A 19,570-nucleotide genomic window follows, 5' to 3' on the forward strand; every position below is an offset into this window, starting at 1 on the left:
GCCTATGCGTCCTTCGCGCAGGCCTCGAGCGCCGCGCGATAGACGTCCTGGTACGGCAGCTCCTGCGCGCGGGCCGCGGCGGCCACGTCTTCGTATTCGGGATAGAGCCGCCGCGTGCCGTCGGGCATCGCGACGCACTTGGCGCGCATGGGGCCGAACGTCGTAGAAACCTGCACGATTTCACGCGGCAGCACCGTGCGCTCCATCGGCGTGCGGCGAATGCCGATCGTCGTGGTTTCTTCGAACAGCACCTGCTCGAGAGCGGCGATATCTTCCTCGGCACACAGCGCCTGGACCTGATACGCCGGCCGGTTCTTCTTCATGAACACGGGGGCGTAGTGCGCCTCGCGCGCGCCCGCCGCGAACAGGCGCTCCATGGCGTATCCGAGCGCCTCGCCCGGGCAATCGTCCACTTCGGTCTCGAGCTTCCACACGAACGGGCCGCCATGAGGCGTCGAGGCGTCGGCCGCGCTCGCGCAGGACCCGGCGTCTTCGATCAGCATGGCCCGCAACATGCTGGGCACGGCATAGGAGCGCTTGCCCGCGCCGATGCCCGTCTTTCGCACGATGAAGCGTTCCGGCAGCTCAGAGGCCGTGCGCACCGCAGCGGCGATTGCCGCGCCCGTCGGCGTGACCAGCTCGCCTTGCACGTCGGCGATCGAAAGCGGAATGGCATGCTGCGCCGCGATATTGGCCACCGCGGGCACCGGAACGGGAAGCACGCCGTGCTGGCAGCGCACCGTGCCGCGGCCTTCGGTCAGACCGCGCACCACCACGCCGTCGACGTCCAAATCGTCCAGGCACACGGCGGCCGCCACGATGTCGACAATCGAATCGACGGCCCCCACTTCGTGGAAATGCACCTGGTCGGCAGGCACGCCGTGAGCCTGCGCCTCGGCCTGGGCCAAAATGGCGAAGATGCGATGCGCGACGGCCTTCGCGCGTTCGCTCATGGCGGCCGCGTCGATGATGGCGTCTATTTCGGGCAGGCCGCGATGCGCGTGGTCGTGGTCGTGGTCGTGGTCGTGGTCGTGGTCGTGGTCGTGGTCGTGGTCGTGGTCGTGGTCGTGGTCGTGGTCGTGGTCGTGGTCGTGGTCGTGGAAATCGTCGCACGCGGGCGCCGGCCCGTGCAGATATTCCATGTCGTGATCGCGATTCTCATGCGCTTCGTCCAGCAGCACCGCGAAATCGCACGCGTCCAAACCCGCCTTCTTCACGCGCGACACGCGCACGTCGAAGCCTTCCACGGGCAGGCTCTCCAGCGCCGTGCACATCACCGCCTCGCGCGCGCCCAAATCAAGCAGCGCGGCCACCGTCATATCGCCGCTTATTCCCGCTGCGCATTCCAGATACAGCATGGTTCCCACGAGCAGACCTCCGTTTTCCTTCTTCGCCGCGTCTATGCGCGCACGCGCGCGTGGTCGATAAGCGCGGCCTGATAGCCGCCGCCGAAACCGTTGTCTATGTTGACCACCGACACGCCGCTCGCGCACGAGTTGAGCATCGCCAAAAGCGCGGTGACCCCGCCGAACGAGGCTCCGTAGCCCACGCTGGTGGGCACCGCGATTACCGGACACGACGCCATGCCGCCGATGACGCTCGGCAGCGCGCCTTCCATGCCGGCCACCGCCACCACCGCCTGGGCACGGGCGATGTCGTCGGCATGCGCCAGCAGGCGATGGATGCCCGCCACGCCCACGTCGTAGAGGCGCACCACGCGGCTTCCCAGCATCTCGGCCGTCAGCGCCGCCTCTTCGGCCACGGGCAGATCGCTCGTGCCCGCCGCGGCCACGACCACATAGCCGTTGCCGTCGGGCTCGGGAACGCCGCCCACGACGGCCATGCGCGCATCCGCGCGATACGAGAAACACGCCCGGTCCTCGGGCGCGAGCAGGGCCTCGAGTTCGGCGGCCTTGTCGGCATCGACGCGCGTGGCCATCACGCGCTCCTGCCCCGCCGAACGCAGGGCGCCCGCGATGCCCGCGATCTGCGCGGCCGTCTTGCCGGCGCCGTACACCACCTCCGACACGCCCTGGCGCACGCCGCGCTGCATGTCGGGCTTGGCATACCCCAGGTCGCGAAACGGCGCGGTCTGCACGCGCGCGGCCGCCTCGGCGGCGTCTATCTCGCCCGCCGCCACGGCCGCGAACAGCGCTTCGAGTTCCTTCTTTTCCATAGCCGCCCCCTATGCCGTTTCGATCGAACGGGCCGCCGCATTAAGCGCCGCCTGCGTGAGAGGCGCGCCTACGGGGGCCTTCGTGGCCAGGCACGAGAAGCTCGGCTTGTCGGCCGTCGAAACGCCGAGCGCGCGCGATGCGTTTCTCACCTGGTCTTTCGTGAATCCCGCCCGGCGCAAGGGCGAAACGACGCCCAGCTCGGCCAGCGCCTGGAACCCGGGGCGGCGGGCAGGGTCGTCCGACGCGTTGGTGCCGTCCAGCAGCACCGTGCGCCCGTCGCGCGCCATGGCGTCGAGAATCGTCGAGAAGATGAATCGCTTGCAGCGGTAGCAGCGGTCAGGAGCGTTGGCGCAAACGTCGGCTTGCGAAAGGATGTCGGCCTCGATAACCTCGAAATCGGCGCCCGTCTCGCGCGCCACGCGCTGCGCGTCGGCACGTTCGAACGGCGCCTGAAACGCCGTCATGACCATATAGGCCTTCACGTCGACCCCGCCGTTCACCAGGGCGGCCAGCAGAAAGGACGAATCGCATCCACCCGAAAACGCCAGGCCGTAGCGCGCCGTGCGGTCGAGGCCGACAAGCGCATCGCGCCACGACGGCGGCGCGGCCTCGCCGCAGACGGGCGCGCCTGCGGCCCTCGCATCGCTGCCGTATGTATTCGCTTCGGCGATCTTCATGGCGCACCTTTCGCGACATGGCCCTGCGGCACGCCGTGCCGAACCGCCGCAGCTGCCCGCTTCTTCAAAACGTTTTCGACCACTTTACGCGAACTCGGCGCCGCGCGTCCCCGCAAGGCGCGCGTCGCATGAAAAACAGGCGTCCTTACGCCTTGCGCCCCGCGCGCACCGCCAGCTCGGCCAGCGCGCCCATGCACGTCTCGTCGGCGCCGAGGGCGGGTATGTACGCGAAGCGCGCGTCGTCGACGCCCGCGGCCTGCGCCGCCGCGCGATACGCCTGCGCAGCTTCGATTTCCACCTCGAACGACGTCTCGATGCAATCGACCGAGAATCCCGGACACACCACCGCCACGTCACGCACTCCCGCTGCGGCCAAACGCTCCAGCTCGGGCACGAGCATGGGGCCCTGCCACTTCCTGCTGTCGAAACGCGACTGGTACGCCACCGACACGTCGGACGCGCGCATCCCGAGCGCATCGGCCAGAAGACGCGCCGTTTCCTTCGTCGCCTCCACGTAGGTGTCGCCGCGCTTGGCGAACGACACGGGAACCGAATGAAACGAAACAACCAGCTTCGAACCCGGGACATGCGCCCATGAGCGACGAACCGATGCCGCCAGGGCCTCGATATAGCCTGGCGCGCTCCAGTATTCTTCGACGAAGGCCGAATCCGTCCCATCGAACGCCGAATCGGCCAATGCCCTGTCGAACTCCTCACGACACGTTCCCGTGCAAGCGCGCGTGTTCTGCGGATATAGCGGAAGACCCACGATGCGGTCGGCCCCGGCCTCGCGCAACTCGCGCAGGCCCGCCTCGATCGACGGGCTTCCATAGCGCATGCCGAGGCGCACGACGACGGACTCGCCTGCGATCGACGACGCGCAGCGCTCCACGGCTTCGCACTGGGCGCGGGAATCGATGAGAAACGGGCTTCCTTCGGGCGTCCAGAACGCACGATAGCGCGGCGCCGTCTTCTTCGGCCTGTTGGGCAGGATGAACAGGTTCAAAATGGGCCGCCACAGAAACGGCGGCATGTCCACCACGTTGCGATCGGACAGGAACTCCTTCAGATACGGACGGATCGCCTCGGGCGTCGGTTCGTCGGGCGTGCCGGTGTTCATCAGCAGGATTCCAAGCATGACAGATTCTTCCCCTTTTAAAGCATCGTTCGATACGCGCTTCGAGCAGCGCGCGGCCAACTATAGTATTTCGAACGACGTTCAGGAGAAAACGCCTTTTCAAGCGCCTTATTTACGTCGAAATGCGTACCCCGAACGGGCTATGAGAGGCATCAAAAAACGGCTGTCGAACGGAGCGACCTAGGTCACACCCATCCGGCAGCCGTCTTCGGGAGGGGAATCTCGTCATTGCACGCAGCCGTTAAATGCGGTGCCGCCGCATGCCGCGGCAGCACTGGACGGCTTTAGGGCTCGAATCTTTACGCGTCGAACTTGCCCTGCGCAAGATCGCGGCCAAGCAGGTATCCGAACGTCAGACAGTTGATGCCGTAACTATTGCCCGGAATGGCGAAGTTGTATGTGTTGGCATACATATCGCCGACCATGGCACCGACGTTGAACAGACCGGGAATAGGTTTGTCGTTCTCGTCACACACTTCCATATCGACGCTCGTGCGCAAACCGCCCATAACAGTCATGAACATTGCGTAATTGCGCGCCGCGTAGAACGGACCGGTCTCATCGATGCGCACCATGAAATCAGGGTTCTTATAGAAATCTTCGTCGACGCCCTTGTCGCACAGCTCGTTATAGCGAGCGACGACGGCTTTCAGCTTATCAGCATCGAGCCCCAGCTGAGATGCGAGGTCATCAAGCGTATCGGCCTTATAGTACGAGCCGTCTTCCACGCCCGCATCCCACATGGAAACAAGCTCTTCGGGAGTCAGCGGGGGAAGCGTGTAGTCCATTCCGAAGGTGTACCACTCATGTCCTTTATCCAGAATCGCCTGCGGATAATTGGCCGTCCAGATACCCCATGCCTCGTTATTGGGCTGAGAGAGCAGATGATTGGAGCTATACGGTGACGAGATGTCCTCGCGCTGATAGCGCTCGGTATTGTCGTTGACATTCAGCCCCATATGAAAACCGCACGGCTCATGGCTACCGCCCCATGCCCCCTGCATCATGGGCGCTGCGGGATAGGCATGCTGCCAAGCAGCACCCGCCCATAGGCCCATTTTCTGACCATCGCCTCCATAGATTCCAGTCAAATTGAAACTTGTGTTGTAATCGATTTCACCTTGCTCGTAGCCGACAAGAGGCAGCACCTGCGGGCAGTAGGCCGCAAGCATCTCCTTGTCGTTGGAGAAGTCTCCGGTTGCCAAAACGACCGCCTTGCGAGCCACGAACTTCACATAGCCGCCGCCGTTCATTTTCGAGGCCACAACGCCCGTCACGCGGCCCTCTGCGCCCTCTTCGCGAATAAGCTGTTCTGCCTTGGTGTCGTAAATGATTTCGACGCCGTATTCCTTCGCCTTGGCTTCAAGCGCCTCCACCGCGCCCTGCTGGCCAGTGGAGACCATGGTCGAATCGCCCTCAGTAGAGAACGCGTGCGCGTAATTGGGACCCATATCGAACGTGTTATCACGCTCCATGATCACTTCAAGACCCGCCTCGCGCGCGATGTCGATCATCCAGTTCATAGCCTCTTCTGAATGATTGTACCCCTTCATCCATTTGCGCTGGTCGATAGCAAACGAAGCTGCACGCATCTCGTGGTAATAAAACGGAACAGGGTCGAACGGCTCGATTCCCAGCTCCTCCATGACCTTGGAATTGCGCGCATAGTTCGATCCGCCACGCGAAATAGGAGCGCTCGCAGCGGAAAACAGCGTGACCTTCGCTCCGTTTTCAGCGGCAGAAACAGCCGTCGTGAATCCGGACATACCGCCTCCGACCACGATGATGTCGTTTTCGACGGTTTCGACGATTTCGTCGTCGGAAATAGGATCGGGAGGAACCATGAACGACCATTTAGGCATGGAATCGGTGAGCTTCAAAACAGCATCGCCGGAATCGACAGCGCCTTCAGTCGGTCCGCCGGAAGCGGCGCCGGAATCCTGAGCAGGCTTGGGAGAAGAGCAACCCGCAAGTCCTACCGCAGCAGCGCCTGCTGCGCCAACAGCTCCGAACTTCAGAAAATCACGACGCGAAAACCCCTTATTCGCAGCATTTTCCATTCCCTTCATCGCAAACCCTCCTTGGAACTTTTCATGCAGGGGCATCCGAAGCCGCCCCGTTTCCTAGAATCATAGAAGTGGCAGGCGCCCTTAACGAGCAGCTTCCCGTTGCCCGGAGCGCAGCAATCCGTTGCACTCAGCAGGCCGTCCTCCCGCCCCATTGCCGCACCACGTTCCCTGCGCTATAAAACCGTTACACCGTAAACATGCTGCAAGGAGGGGCATCATGGAGATACGGCAACTCGAATACGTCGTAGAAGTGGCTAGGCGCGGAAGCTATACCAAAGCCGCAGACGCCTTATTCGTTTCGCGCCAAGGCCTAAGCAAAGCTATCAAGAATCTCGAATCCGAAATAGGGCGACCTCTTTTCCAGGGAGTAGGAGGGCGGCTGAAGACCACGAACACAGGCGAGGCATTCGTAAGGGCCGCTGCGCCGGTGGTTTCGTCTTTCGAAGAGCTTGCTTCACGGTTTTCAAACCAGAAAAAAAGTCAAGAGCAGCAGTCACTCTCGATCGCGGTCGCGCATGGCGTCATGCTATCGCTGCCGCATCACGCCATCGCACGATTCCAGCGCGCAAACCCCGATATCCTTCTGTCGCTCGAAGAGGTGACCACGGAAACTGCGCTCGACATGGCCGATGAAGGAGAGGCCGATGTGGCCATCGTCGGGTCGGCTCCCTGCCATCTGCAAGATTTCGATACGCTCTTAGTGGTGAAGACGGGAATATATCTCTACGTGCCCAAGGAAAGCCCTTTGGCGAATGAAGACATTCTGCCCTTGAAAAGCCTTGATAAGCAGCCGTTCATCACTACGGGAAAACGAAACCACCTGCACCGTTTTTTCATCGAGCAATGCGGTGCTTCGGGAATCGCTCCGCACATCCTTTTCACTACATCGGACATACCCATGCTCGTTGAACAGGCCGAAAGACAGAAAGCGTGTTACTTCGGTTTCCCGCCCTCGGTCAAAAAAACGGACAAGGAGACTCATGTGCTCAAGCCCGTTGATATCGGACACGAAGCATGGTTCGGCACCTATGCAGTCAAAAGAAAGGGCGCGCCGCTCTCCGAAGCAGCGAAAGCATTCTGGTCGTACCTTTCGCATGAAGTCTCGCATGCTGCGACGACGCAATAAGAAAAGAGTGCCTGGTAGACGCCGCTCTGCGGCTATTCATGAATGCCGCCTGGCATAGGCCTGACGTGCGGAGTATGCTTCGCCATGCATGAGGCATGCCGCGCAGAGCGCGCGCAGCGACCAAGGAGGACCCCATGAACTACCGCCGCCTCGGAAAAACCGAGCTCATGGTCAGCGAAATAGGCTTCGGCGCCGAATGGATGGAGCGCAAGACGCCCGAAGAAGTGGCCGCCGTCACGCGGCGGTTCGCGCAAGCGGGCGTGAACATCCTGGATTGCTGGATGCCCGAGCCCGACGTGCGCAGCAACCTGGGCGCGGCGATCGCGGGCGAGCGCGACCGCTGGATTATCCAGGGCCACATCGGGTCGACCTGGCAGAACGGGCAATACGTCCGCACGCGCGACATGGACCGCGTCAAGCCCGCCTTCGAAGACCTGCTCGAGCGGCTCGGCACAGACCGCGTCGAACTGGGCATGATCCACTACGTGGACAGCCTGGACGAATTCGACGGAATCATGCAGGGCGACTTCATGGCCTACGTGGAAGGCCTGAAGGCGGCGGGGACGATCGGCCACATCGGGCTTTCCACCCACAGCCCCGCCGTAGCGCGGGCGGCGGCGTTGTCGGGCCGCATCGAAGCCGTCATGTTCAGCGCGAACCCCGCCTTCGACATGATGCCCGCCGCAAGCAGCCTCGATGCGCTGCTGGAATTCCGCGGGGCGGACCTTGAGAGCATCGAACCCGAACGCGCCGAGCTCTATGAGCTCTGCGAGCGTGAAGACGTCGGCCTCACGGTGATGAAAGGCTACGCGGGCGGGCGGCTGCTCGAGGCGAAGACCTCGCCGTTCGGCGTTGCGCTGACGCCCGTGCAGTGCATTCACTACGCGCTGACCAGGCCCGCCGTGGCAAGCATCATGGTCGGCGCCGAAACGGTGGAGCACGTCGACGACGCCCTGGCCTACGAGACGGCCGACGCCGCGCAGCGCGATTACGCGCGCACGCTGGCCGACGCCGCGCTTCGGTCGCCCTTCGGGCAGTGCACCTACTGCGGCCACTGCGCGCCGTGCGCCGCGCACATCGACATAGCCCTGGTCAACAAGTTCTACGACCTGGCCGTCATGCAGCCCGACGTGCCGGCGTCGGTGCAGGCGCACTACGAGGCGCTCGACGCCACGGCGCAAGATTGCATAGCCTGCGAGGAATGCGAAGGCCGCTGCCCCTTCGGCGTGAAGATCGCCGAGCGCATGGAGAAGGCCGCCGATCTGTTCAGCCGCTAAGCGGCACGGCGCGTCTGAAGAACGCGAGCAGACCGACGCGGCATGCCCGAAGGGTCCGTGCGTCGATCCTGCGCTGGCTCGGGGAAAGAAAGGCCGTCCGCCCTCCCCGCACGGCGCCGCGGAACGCGCCTCGGCCCACGTCTTCGCGTCATTGCGACGAAGCGGCGCCCCGCAACCGAAAAAGAGCGCTCGGAACCCCGTCCGAGCGCCCTTCCCGCGCGCTTTTCGATGCCGCCGCGACCTATCCGACCAGGCCCTGGCCGACCAACACCCATCCCAGAAACGCCACCCACGCGACCGCCGTCACGACGCGCACCGGGTTAGGCACCTTCAGGCCGTATTCGGGCAGCGTGAACATGGCGATCGCGCCGCCGAGCGCGCCGCCCAGATGGCCGCTGATCGAAATGCCCGGCACCAAAAACGAATACGCCACGTTCGCCGCGATCACGCCCCACATGCCTTTGCTGTATTCCGCGAAAAACGTCCTGCCCTCGCGATGCAGCACGCCCAGAAGCGCCGTGGCCACGAACAGGCCGAACACGCTGGTCGACGCGCCCGCCGAAATGGCCATGCCGCCCTCGACGTACACGCCCGCCAGATACGACACCACGTTGCCGGTGATGCCGCCGATGAAGTACAGCGCGATGAAATTCGCCTTGCCGAGCACCTGCTCGAGCAGCGCGCCCACGCTGTAGAGCGCCACCATATTGAAGGCCAGATGCATCAGGTCGAGATGCAGAAACATCGGCGTGATGAAGCGATACAGGTCGCCCGCCGACTGCACGAGCGGCGGATACATGGCGCCCATCTCCACGAGCACCTGCGACGAGATGTCGAAATGAAACCCCGACAGAAACGTCTCGGCGGCGTAGACGGCCACGTTGATCGCGATCAGCAGCAGCGTCACCGCCTGATAGGCGTTGCGCTGGAAAAACGAACCCTTGGACGCCTTCATCATGCGCTTGAGCTCGGCATCGTCTATGACGCGGCGCGGCTCGGCGCCGGCGTCGGCTTGAAGGTTATCGTCAACCACGCGTCAATCCTTTCGAAAGAAGGGCCGGGCGAAACCGGCCGCCGAATCGTTCGAACCATCCTCGCACGAAACCGAGCCGCAGCTCGAAAAACTACCGAAAACGCGGATCGTCGTCGTAAAACGGCATCGACATGACGTCCGTCGAATCGGGCGCGGCATCGAAGGCGCGGGAATCGGGCACGTGTGCCTCGGTGCGGGCGCGGCAAGCGTCCGAGCGGCGATCGCCACGGCCGCAAGCCCCGCCACGGCGGCGACGGCCACATCGGCTGGCTCAGGCATCCACGAAACAAGGCCGCTTTCGAAAAACGCCCTTGCCATCAGGCCGAATATCAGGATTCCCGAGGCCGCTGCCATGCCCGCCGCCGCCATCGGCCTGCCGCCGCGCGAGCAGAGCAGGGCCCCGAGCGCCGCTGCGGCCAGCCAAGAAAGCGCGATCACCCACACGGACGGGTCGAGCAGCTGGCCCGCAAGGACCGCGATCGTGCCGCCGGCGAACGAGCCGCCCACAAACAGGCCGCCGCCCGTGAACGGGCCTATGCCGCAATACGTCAGCGCGAAGGCCGACGCGACGCCGAACAGCGTGGTGGCCACGGCGTCGCGCACGCGCAGGCACAGGCCCGCGATCAGCGGAAACGCCGACAGGGCGCCCGCCAGCGAAAGCGCGGCCACCGACGACCCCGCGATCGCGGCCGCCTTGCTCGTGCGCCCGCACGCGGCGAACCAAGCGGCCGCGGCGGCCGCGAACGCAGCAGCCGCGATATACGAGCCGCTCGCCGCCATGCCCGCCGTTAAAGCCGCAAGCGAAAGCGCCGCTCCCACGCGCGGAAACGCCGCGCCGATCAACGCCGCGGCGATCGCCATGACCCATACGCCGATATCGGCCGAGCCCGCGAACAGCGACGACATGTCGATGTGGGAAAGGCCCGCATAGGCCGACGCCCCGCATGCGAGCGCCGACCACACGCCGCCGACCGCCTCGCCCGCGCCGCCGCGCAGCCGATCGGCCAGACCGAAGCGGGGCCGCGCGACGGCCGGGGCCGCTTCGGCGGGCTCCTCTTCCTCTTCCTCCTCGTCGGCGCAGGCGTCGCCCACCACCGCCGCGAGCTGGCGTGCGCCGCGGCGCGCATCGCCCAGGTGCGGCATCATGGCATCGGCGAACAGCGTGACCGAGGCGAACCTGTCTTCGCGGTCGATCGCCAAGGCGCCGAACACGGCCTCGTCCACCTCTTCGCCCACATCGCCGCGGGCGAGCGAAGGAATGACGATTTCGGCGTCTTCGATCGCGCGCGCCGCGCCTTCCAGATCGTGCGCCAGAAACGGGTTGTCGCCCGTGAGCATCTGATAGGTGAGCGCCGCGAGCGCCCATTCGTCGGTGCGCACGTCGGGGGCCTCGAGACGCATCTGCTCGAGCGGCATGTAGCCGATAGTGCCGCCCGCGGCCTTGCCGAAGCCCGCCTCGTGCGAAAGCTGGGCCAGGCCGAAATCGGCCACCTTCACCTGGCCCTGGCGGTTGATCAACACGTTGTCGGGCTTGATGTCCAAGTGGAGCACCTGGTTGTCGTGCGCCACCTCGATCGCATGCGCCACCGATTCGAACACGCAGGTCAGAATATCGAGCGGCAGCGGCCCGCGGGCCATGCGCATGAGCTCGGTCAGCGTGATGCCGTCCATGTATTCCATGATCAGATAGGCCATCGACCCTTCGATTTCGAAATCGAAGACGCCCACGATATGGGGATCGGAAAGCATGGCCGCCGTGCGCGCCTCTTCGAGGCCCGGGATATCGCGCGGCGTCGTAGGCAGCGAAGCCGTGCCGTACGTGTCAAGGCGCAGGCATTTGATGGCCACGCGACGCTGGATGCGCGTGTCCCACGCCACCCGCACGGTGCCGTAGCCGCCCCTGCCCGCGACATCGAGCGGACGATATCTGTTCAAGATGAGATTTTGCACGCCACCAAGCCTTTCGTTCGTGCGGAAAGCTTATTATATATACCTTGAGCTCACGGATCGTAAACGCAGAAAGGCTTGAGTCGACCATGGGATTTTTCTCTAAGTTCGAGGGCAAGATGGAAGACACCTTCGAGGGTGGCGCCGGCAAGATGCAGAAATCGCCCATCTCCCCCGTTCAGATCATGAAAAAAGCCGAAAAGCAGATGCGACGCGAAAAGGTCGTCAGCGCCGGCAAGCAGTTCGCTCCCACGTTGTACACCGTGCTCGTCAACCCTGACGACGACCAGCGCCTGTTCGGGTTCTACCCCACGCTGGCCGGCGAGTGCGAGACCCGTCTCGCCTCGAGCGCCGCGAACGAGGGACTGGCCATGGACGGCCACCCGCTCGTCCGCTTCATCGTCGACGACGGGCTCAAGCACGGCAAATTCGACGTCATCGCCGAAGTGGTCAGCGCTCCGATCGTCGCGCAGCTGCGCGCCGAGGAAATGCAGCGCTACGGCATGGGCGGCGCCGTCGGAGCGCCCGCGCCCCAGGCGGCCGCATACGGCGATCCCGCAATGGCGCGCCAGCAACAGCCCCAGCAGGCCCCGCAATACCGCCCGCAGCCGGCCATGACCGACAACGCCTACGGCGCGGCTCCCCGGGCCGATTACGGCCAGCAGGTCTTCGGCGCCCCCAACGCAGGCGCCTTCCCCGACATGCAGGAAAAGCCCGCCGCCAAGCCGCCGCTGCCCTACGTTCCCGAAAACGAAATAGACTACTCGATCGACTACGGCGAGTACACCTTCGACAGCAAGAACTTCGAAGACTACCGCGACAAGGCCCCGCAGGGCGATGGCGCGCATGCTCGGGGCGATGCGCAGGCCGAAGCGGCCGAAGGCGCCCAGCCCGAGCATCGCCCCGAGCATGCGCGCCAGGCGGCTCCCGCTGCCGGAGCGCCCGAAGCCGCGGCCATGTACGCGCCGCAGGGCTTCGAAGGCCGCCCCGTGGCCAACCCGGCATTCCCGCAGGGATACAACCCGCAGGCCTACAGCCCCTACCCCGCAGGCTATGCGCAGCAGCCCTATGCAGGCCAGCCCATGCAGCAGCCCAATCCCGGCATGCCCATGGGAGCCCCGGGCGCTCCGGCCTACGGCGGCCCGGCCCACACCGTGGCGTTCGCCGCGGGCGCCGCGCAGGCCAACCCCGTCCCCAACGGAGCGGCTGTGCGCGCGCGCCTGATCGACGCCAATTCCAACAGGTCCTACGACCTGGCCACCAACCGAATCCTCGTCGGCCGCGAAACCGGCAACGACATCGTGCTCAACGACCTCAACGTCAGCCGCCAGCACGCCCAGATCGCCTTCGAGCCGCAGGGCGCCTGGGTGGTCACCGACCTCGGTTCCACCAACGGAACCTTCGTCAACGGCATGCCCGTCACCAGGCGCGGCCTGGCCGACGGCGACCGCATCACCCTCGGCATGACCGAGTTCGTGTTCTTGATGCGATAGGAGCTTCGCGTGATAGACGTCATCCTGCTTGTCGGACGCCTTGTCTTCGTGGCGCTTTTGTATCTGTTCCTTTTCGCGATCATGAAAACGGGAATCGGACTAGTCAAAGGCCAGCGTAAAAAAGAGAAGAGCTGGGGCCTGTCGGTCGAACGCGGCCCCAAAGAGCTGCGCGGCGTGAAGATGGCCGTTCGCGGCCCTGTCATCGTGGGCCGCGCTCCCGGCGCCGACATCGTGATCGGAGCAGGATACGTGTCCGCCCGCCATGCGCGCTTCAGCCTGATGGGCGCCAATCTGTTCGTCGAGGACCTCGGCTCCACCAACGGAACCGCCGTCAACGGCCGCCGCATCACCGAACCTACCGTGCTTAAAAGCAACGACGTGGTCAACGTCGGCGACGTGGCCATTCGCGTGAGGTTCGAATAGTGGCCGCCGCGAAGCGCACAGGCGCGCGCGGCCGTCACGCCAAAGGAGCCATGCCCTCATACGGCTCGCGCACCGACGTCGGTCTGGTGCGCGACCACAACGAAGACAGCCTCGCCGTCAATCCGCCGCTGTATGCGGTGGCCGACGGCATGGGCGGCCATGCCGCGGGCGAAGTGGCCAGCGAAATAGCCATCCAGACGCTCGTCGCCAACGCGCCCGAAACGGCCGACGGCGACGATCTGGCGCGCGCGGTGGTGGCGGCGAACCATGCCGTGATCCGCGCGGCCGCCGAAGGCATCGGACGCAAGGGCATGGGAACCACCATGACCTGCGCCATGCTCTCGGGCAAGCGCCTCGTGGTGGCCCAGGTGGGCGACTCGCGCGCCTATCTTCTGCACGAAGGCGGGCTGCAGCGCATCACGCGCGACCACTCGCTCATGGCCGACCTGATCGAAAGCGGCCAGATCACCGTGGAAGAGGCCCGCGTGCATCCGCAGCGCAGCGTGATCACCCGCGCCTTGGGAAGCGACCCTTCCACGCTGCCCGACATCTATGAAATGAACGTCGCCCCGGGCGACCGCCTGCTGCTGTGCTCCGACGGCCTGTCGGGCATGGTGGACGACTCGCTGCTCGAAAGCGTCCTCGAACGCGTGAAAGACCCGCAGCGCTGCGCGGCGTCGCTCGTCAACGAGGCCATCACCGCAGGCGGCTACGACAACGTGACCGCCGTCGTGGTGGACGTGCCCTCAAACGCCGAGGCCATCATCAAGAAGCAGGCGCGCAAAGGACGCCTGGGGGCCATCCTGGCCGCCATCGCCTTCGTGCTCGTGCTGGCGGGAGGCATCGCCGGATCGGCGGCCTACCTCGACCACGCCGCGTTCCTCGCCGAGAAAGACGGCGCCGTGGCGGTCTATCGCGGCATGCCGGGCGAAGTGGCCGGGCTTTCGTTCTCGCGCTTCGACCACGACACCGGGCTTTCCGCCGACGACCTCGAGGGCCTGCCCGCCAACGTGCGCGACAGGCTCGCCGAAGGCATCCGCGTCGATTCCGTCGAAGACGCCGACGCGCTCGTCGAAACCTGGAAAGACCAGATCGAGGAATACAAGAAAGACACCGCCCCCGCGAGCAAGAAGCTCACAGACGGCGATGACGACGAATCCGCCGCTTCGGGCGCGCGTTCCGCGAACGCGGACGAGCGCGCCGAAAGCGAAAACCCCGACGCCGAGGCAGGTGATAACGCATGACGCGCCGCAATACCGAGCTTTTGCTGCTCTGCCTGGCGGCGCCGTTCGTGGTGCTGCTGTTCTCCATGGTGCTCGTCAACGAAGGCACCCAGCTGACCCTCGAGACGCTCGCCGTTCCCGTGGGCCTGTTCGGCGCGTTCGTCGTGGCTCATATCGGCGTGAGGATCTTGGCCAAAAACGCCGACCCCGCCATCCTGCCCGTGGTATTCGCCCTGTCGGGCATCGGCATCGCGTTCGTCACACGGCTCGCTCCCGACCTGGCAATGCGCCAGGTCATGTGGCTTTTCCTAGGAATAGCCCTCATGGTTGTCGTGCTGGCCGTGGTAAGAAACCTCGATAAGCTGGCCCAATACAAATACACCTTCATGATCGTCGGCATCGTGCTGCTGCTCATGCCTATGCTTCCGGGCATCGGCCAGGAGGTTTTGGGCAGTCGCATCTGGATCAAGATCGGCTCCTTCAGCTTCCAGCCGGGCGAAATCGCGAAGGTCTGCATCGTCGTCTTCCTGGCGTCGTATCTGGCCCAGAACCGCGAAATGCTCTCGGTGTTCACCGTGCGCGTGGGCAGGTTCTATCTGCCCGACGTGGCCACGATCGGCCCGCTGCTCGTCATGTGGGGCATCTCGTTCGCCATCGCCGTGTTCGAGAAAGACCTCGGCAGCGCGCTGGTCTGCTTTGTCTTGTTCCTGACCATGCTCTACGTGGCCAGTGGCAAGAAGATGTTCCTGTTCGTCGGGTTCGGCCTGGCAGCCCTGGGCTGCGTCATCCTGTACGCCGCCTTCGGCCATATCCAGATCCGCGTGAACACCTGGCTCGACCCGTTCTCCGACGCCATGAACACGGGCTACCAGCTCTGTCAGTCGATCTATTCGCTGGCAGACGGCGGCATGCTGGGCGTGGGCGTGGGCAACGGCCTCGCCGAAAACATCCCCGTCGTCGAATCCGACTTCATCTTCGCCGCCATCGCCGAAGAAACCGGCCTGCTCGGCGGCGCGGGCGTGCTGCTGCTGTTCCTGTGCCTGGCCATCCGCGGCTTCGCCACCGCGGCGCGGGCGAAAAGCGATGTGAGCTCGTTCGTGGCCGTGGGCGTCACGGTGACCATCGTGCTGCAGGCCTTCATCATCGTGGGCGGCGTCACGCGCCTCATCCCGCTGACCGGCCTCACCCTGCCCTTCATCAGCCAGGGCGGTTCGTCGCTTCTGGCCAGCTTCATCGGCATCGGCCTGCTGCTGCGCTGCGGCGACGAAGGCACGGGCATCAACTCCGAAGTCAAAGACGGCACCATGCGCATGCGCGCCATCGGAGCCCACGGCGCCCAGCGCGGCGCGGGCGACACCGGCGTCTTGGGCCGCGTGGCCCTGGGCCGACGCCTCACGTCCACCATGGTGGCCTTCGCGCTGCTGTTCGCGGCACTCGTGGCCAACCTCACCTACATCATGGTGTTCATGGCCGACGAATATCAGAGCTACCCCGGCAACAACCACACGCTGTATAAAGAGGCGCGCACCGAGCGCGGATCGATCAGCACCTACGACGGCGTGGTGCTCGCCGAAAGCATCGAGCAGGAAAACGGCACCTACGAGCGCACGTACCCGCAAGGAAGCCTGGCCAGCCACGTGGTGGGCTATTACTCGGAGCAGTACGGCCTGTCGGGCATCGAGCAGTCCATGAACGACACGCTGAAAGGCCAGGAGAACTTCGCCAGCTGGTCCGACGTCGTAAGCTTCCTCGCCGGCGTCAACACGCCCGGCAACGACGTCACGCTCACGCTGAACTCCAAGATCCAGCGCACGGCCGAGCAGGTGCTCCAGGGCTACAAGGGCGCCGTGGTGGCCATCGACCCCGAGACGGGCGCGGTGCTCGCAAGCGCCAGCACGCCCACCTATTCGAACGCCGACGTGGACGCGCTGCTCGAAAACGCCGCTGCCGGCGGCGACACCTCGGAAGGCGCGCTCATCAACCGCGCGACCAATGCGCTCTACGCGCCGGGCTCCACGTTCAAGCTGGTCACGCTGACCGCGCTGCTCGAAAACGGCCTGGCAACCGCTAATACGCAGGTCGAAGCGCCCGCGTTCGCCGAAATCGGCAATGCGAAGGTGACCAACGCCAACGACGTGGGCTACGGCGCCATCACGCTCAAGCGCGCCACGGAGGTCTCGTCCAACACCGCGTTCGGCGCGCTCGGCGCCGACAAGGTGGGCGCCGAGCTGCTGGTCGAGACGGCCGACAAGTTCGGCTTCAACCAGACCATCGACGGCGTCGACCTGCCGCTTTACACCAGCCTGATGCCCGACCCCGCGGAAATGACCACGTGGGAAACGGCATGGGCGGCATGCGGCCAGCCCGTAGGCCAGCACGAAAGCCCCGCGGGCCCGCAGGCCACCGTCATGCAGATGGCCATGGTGGCGGCGGCTATCGCCAACGACGGCGTGCTGGAAATCCCCCATTTCGTGGAAGGGGTCTACAACGCCAAGGGCGAGCGCAGCTTCACCGCCTCGCCGAAGGCCTACGGCACCGTCATGAGCAAGCAGACCGCCGACAGCATCACCGACATGATGCTCGGCGTCGTTCAGAACGGAACCGGCCGCGACGCGTCGATCAAGGGGGTCGACGTGGCCGGCAAGACGGGCACCGCCGAGACCAACAAGGAATACAACGACAGCTGGTTCGTGGGCTTCGCGCCCGCCGACAACCCCCGCGTCGTCGTGGCCGTGTTGATCGAGGAAGGCGTCCACGGCTCCGACGAATCCGGCGAGGCGAGCTCACGTGCAAAAAGCGTGATTCAAACCGCGCTGGAGGCGCAAGGTCTGCTGTAGGTGAGGTACGATGGCGGTTTCACCGATCATCAAACGCCTCAAACGCAGCTGTAACGGATACGAAGCAACGAGAGACTGATATAGAGGGAGAGCATCGTGATAGGACGGGTGTTCAACGGACGGTATAAGATCACCGAACGCATAGGCATCGGCGGCATGGCCGAGGTGTACAAAGCGCAAGACCAGGTTCTCGGCCGCACCGTGGCCGTGAAGGTCATGCTGCCCCAGTACGCCGCCGATTCGGAATTCACCGCTCGCTTCAAACAGGAAGCGGCCTCGGCGGCCAACCTGCAAAGCCCCTACATCGTGAACGTCTACGACTGGGGCCAAGACGAAGGCACGTACTTCATCGTCATGGAATACGTGCGCGGCACCGACCTGAAAAGCGCCATCCAACAGCGCGGCGCCATCAACCAGCGCAAGGTCGCCGAAATCGGCAGCCAGGTCTGCCAGGCGCTTTCCGTCGCCCACGGCCAAGACATCATGCACCGCGACATCAAGCCGCAAAACATCATGGTGCAGCCCGACGGCAACGTGAAAGTCATGGACTTCGGCATCGCCCGCGCGAAGAACAGCGTGAAGGCCAAGACCTCCAGCGTGCTGGGCACCGCCCACTACATCTCTCCCGAACAGGCTCAAGGCAAAGAGCTCGACGGCGGCAGCGACATCTATTCGCTCGGCTGCGTTCTCTACGAAGCGGCCACCGGCCAGCTTCCCTTCGACGGCCCCGACGCCGTCAGCGTGGCCATGCGCCAGGTCAACGAGGCGCCGTTGCCTCCGAGCCAGGTCAAGCCCGACATCAGCCCCGACCTCGAGGCCATCATCATGAAGGCCATGGAGAAGAACTCCTACAACCGCTTCCAGACCGCGCGCGAGATGAAGCACGCGCTCGACGACTTCCTCATGGGCCGTCCGGTCGCGGGCGTCGCAGGCGCCATGTCTTCGGCTCCCACCGCGGTGATGGGCGGCGTCGCGCCGATGGCCATGGGCGAGCCGGGCGGCACCGCCGTCATGCCGGTGGTCAACCCCGCGAACTCCGGCTCCATGCAGCCCACTTCGTTCCGCATGGACGACGATTCGAAGAAGAAGTCGAACAAGAAGACCATCGGCATCGTAGTAGGCCTGATCGCGGGCATCATCGCGATCGCGGCCGTGGCCATGGCGCTTCTGGGCGGCGGCGAAGCCAAGGTACCCGACGTCATGGGCCAAACGCAGGAGTCAGCCGTCAAGGCGATCGAAGCGGCGGGCTACGTGGTGGGCGATATCACCGAAGAGTTCGACGCCGAAACCGTGGCGGGCCGCGTCTGCGGCCAGGACCCGGGCGCCGATACGCCGCTTGAAAAGGGCCAGAAGGTGAACCTGGTCATTTCGAAGGGCGTCGAGAACGGATCGATCCCCAACCTGAAGGGCATGACGGCCGAGCAGGCGGAGAAGTCGCTCAAGGACGCGGGCTACACGCCGCAATACGCGGGCAACGAAGCGTCCGACGCCGACAAAGACACGGTATGCAAGCAGAGCCCCGAATCCGGCACCCAGGCCGACAAGGGCACCACGGTGAAGTATTGGATCTCTACCGGCCCCGAAGACATCGAGGTTCCCAACGTGGTGGGCAGCGACCAGGCAAGCGCCAAGAGCACGCTTGAAAAGGCCGGCTTCACGGTGAACGTCGCGACCGGCGAATACAGCGACAAGTACCCCGAGGGCCAGGTCATGAGCCAGAACCCCAACGGCGGCAAGCTCGCCAAGGGCGAAACGGTCACCATCACCGTATCGAAGGGCGAAGACCCCGCCAGCAAGGCGATCAACATCCCGAGCGTCGTCGGCATGGCTTCCGCCGATGCGCAGAGCGCCATCGCCAACCTGGACCTGCGCTACAACGTCATCGAGGCGCCGAGCGACCAGCCCAAGGGCACCGTCATCAAGCAGTCTCCCACGAGCGGCCAGGCCAAGAAGGGCGACACGATCACCATCACGGTGTCGAGCGGCCCCGCGTCGAACCCCGGCGGCAACGGCCAGGGCAACGGCAACTCAGGCAACTCAGGCAACTCAGGCAACGGAGGCGACGAAAGCGACGAGTCGCAGGACTAGCGCCGAACATCCCGAACATGCGAAACCCCCGCTTCTCGATGAGGAACGGGGGTTTCTTTATG

Annotated in this window: 14 protein-coding genes; 7 read left to right on the forward strand and 7 right to left on the reverse strand. The window is 64.7% G+C overall.

Annotated elements, in window-relative coordinates; genetic code table 11:
* Nucleotides 1–2 precede the first annotated feature (2 nt).
* The 5 genes from larC to DMP07_RS07080 all read right to left on the reverse strand — a co-directional run bounded on the left by larC (nucleotide 3) and on the right by DMP07_RS07080 (nucleotide 6,061).
* Entirely contained in the window at nucleotides 3–1,358 is a 1,356-nt protein-coding gene (gene larC / locus DMP07_RS07060) for a nickel pincer cofactor biosynthesis protein LarC (protein WP_148039655.1), read from the reverse strand.
* 41 nt (nucleotides 1,359–1,399) lie between these two features.
* On the reverse strand, nucleotides 1,400–2,176 hold the full coding sequence (gene larB / locus DMP07_RS07065) for a nickel pincer cofactor biosynthesis protein LarB (RefSeq protein ID WP_123198446.1): 777 nt from the start codon (nucleotides 2,174–2,176) through the stop codon (nucleotides 1,400–1,402).
* Between the two features lie 9 nt (nucleotides 2,177–2,185).
* Nucleotides 2,186–2,854 (reverse strand): ATP-dependent sacrificial sulfur transferase LarE, encoded by a 669-nt coding sequence (larE, locus tag DMP07_RS07070; RefSeq protein ID WP_244594912.1) that lies wholly within the window; start codon nucleotides 2,852–2,854, stop codon nucleotides 2,186–2,188.
* A gap of 145 nt (nucleotides 2,855–2,999) precedes the next feature.
* Nucleotides 3,000–3,992, reverse strand: coding sequence for a ferrochelatase (gene hemH, locus DMP07_RS07075; RefSeq protein WP_123198447.1), 993 nt, complete (start codon nucleotides 3,990–3,992; stop codon nucleotides 3,000–3,002).
* A 299-nt stretch (nucleotides 3,993–4,291) separates the two neighbouring features.
* Complete coding sequence (locus DMP07_RS07080) at nucleotides 4,292–6,061, reverse strand: FAD-dependent oxidoreductase (protein ID WP_244594913.1); 1,770 nt, start codon at nucleotides 6,059–6,061, stop codon at nucleotides 4,292–4,294.
* Between the two features lie 217 nt (nucleotides 6,062–6,278).
* On the opposite strand from DMP07_RS07080, the gene DMP07_RS07085 reads away from it, so the two are divergent.
* Both DMP07_RS07085 and DMP07_RS07090 read left to right on the forward strand, forming a co-directional pair.
* A complete protein-coding gene (locus tag DMP07_RS07085) occupies nucleotides 6,279–7,187 on the forward strand; it encodes a LysR family transcriptional regulator (RefSeq protein ID WP_123198448.1) in 909 nt (302 codons plus the stop codon).
* Nucleotides 7,188–7,321: 134 nt separating this feature from the next.
* The gene (locus DMP07_RS07090) at nucleotides 7,322–8,464 is read left to right on the forward strand and encodes an aldo/keto reductase (protein WP_123198449.1); all 1,143 of its coding nucleotides are present in this window, start codon (nucleotides 7,322–7,324) and stop codon (nucleotides 8,462–8,464) included.
* A gap of 241 nt (nucleotides 8,465–8,705) precedes the next feature.
* On the opposite strand, the gene DMP07_RS09060 is transcribed toward DMP07_RS07090, so the two are convergent.
* Complete coding sequence (locus DMP07_RS09060) at nucleotides 8,706–9,497, reverse strand: rhomboid family intramembrane serine protease (RefSeq protein WP_280176193.1); 792 nt, start codon at nucleotides 9,495–9,497, stop codon at nucleotides 8,706–8,708.
* 3 nt (nucleotides 9,498–9,500) lie between these two features.
* Entirely contained in the window at nucleotides 9,501–11,447 is a 1,947-nt protein-coding gene (locus DMP07_RS07100) for a serine/threonine-protein kinase (RefSeq protein WP_123198450.1), read from the reverse strand.
* An 86-nt stretch (nucleotides 11,448–11,533) separates the two neighbouring features.
* On the opposite strand from DMP07_RS07100, the gene DMP07_RS07105 reads away from it, so the two are divergent.
* From DMP07_RS07105 to pknB, 5 genes are all read left to right on the forward strand, one after another.
* Complete coding sequence (locus DMP07_RS07105; RefSeq protein WP_123198451.1) at nucleotides 11,534–12,937, forward strand: FHA domain-containing protein; 1,404 nt, start codon at nucleotides 11,534–11,536, stop codon at nucleotides 12,935–12,937.
* 9 nt (nucleotides 12,938–12,946) lie between these two features.
* Nucleotides 12,947–13,360: an FHA domain-containing protein gene (locus tag DMP07_RS07110; protein WP_123198452.1), complete on the forward strand. Its 414-nt coding sequence runs from the start codon at nucleotides 12,947–12,949 to the stop codon at nucleotides 13,358–13,360.
* Nucleotides 13,361–13,410: 50 nt separating this feature from the next.
* Nucleotides 13,411–14,604 (forward strand): Stp1/IreP family PP2C-type Ser/Thr phosphatase, encoded by a 1,194-nt coding sequence (locus DMP07_RS07115; RefSeq protein WP_123198453.1) that lies wholly within the window; start codon nucleotides 13,411–13,413, stop codon nucleotides 14,602–14,604.
* Complete coding sequence (locus DMP07_RS07120) at nucleotides 14,601–17,420, forward strand: FtsW/RodA/SpoVE family cell cycle protein (RefSeq protein ID WP_123198454.1); 2,820 nt, start codon at nucleotides 14,601–14,603, stop codon at nucleotides 17,418–17,420. Before DMP07_RS07115 ends, DMP07_RS07120 begins: the two co-directional genes overlap by 4 nt.
* A 96-nt stretch (nucleotides 17,421–17,516) precedes the next feature.
* Nucleotides 17,517–19,508: a Stk1 family PASTA domain-containing Ser/Thr kinase gene (pknB, locus tag DMP07_RS07125; RefSeq protein ID WP_123198455.1), complete on the forward strand. Its 1,992-nt coding sequence runs from the start codon at nucleotides 17,517–17,519 to the stop codon at nucleotides 19,506–19,508.
* Nucleotides 19,509–19,570: the final 62 nt, after the last annotated feature.

The sequence above is a fragment of the Slackia faecicanis genome (genome assembly GCF_003725295.1).
Classification (GTDB): domain Bacteria; phylum Actinomycetota; class Coriobacteriia; order Coriobacteriales; family Eggerthellaceae; genus Slackia; species Slackia faecicanis.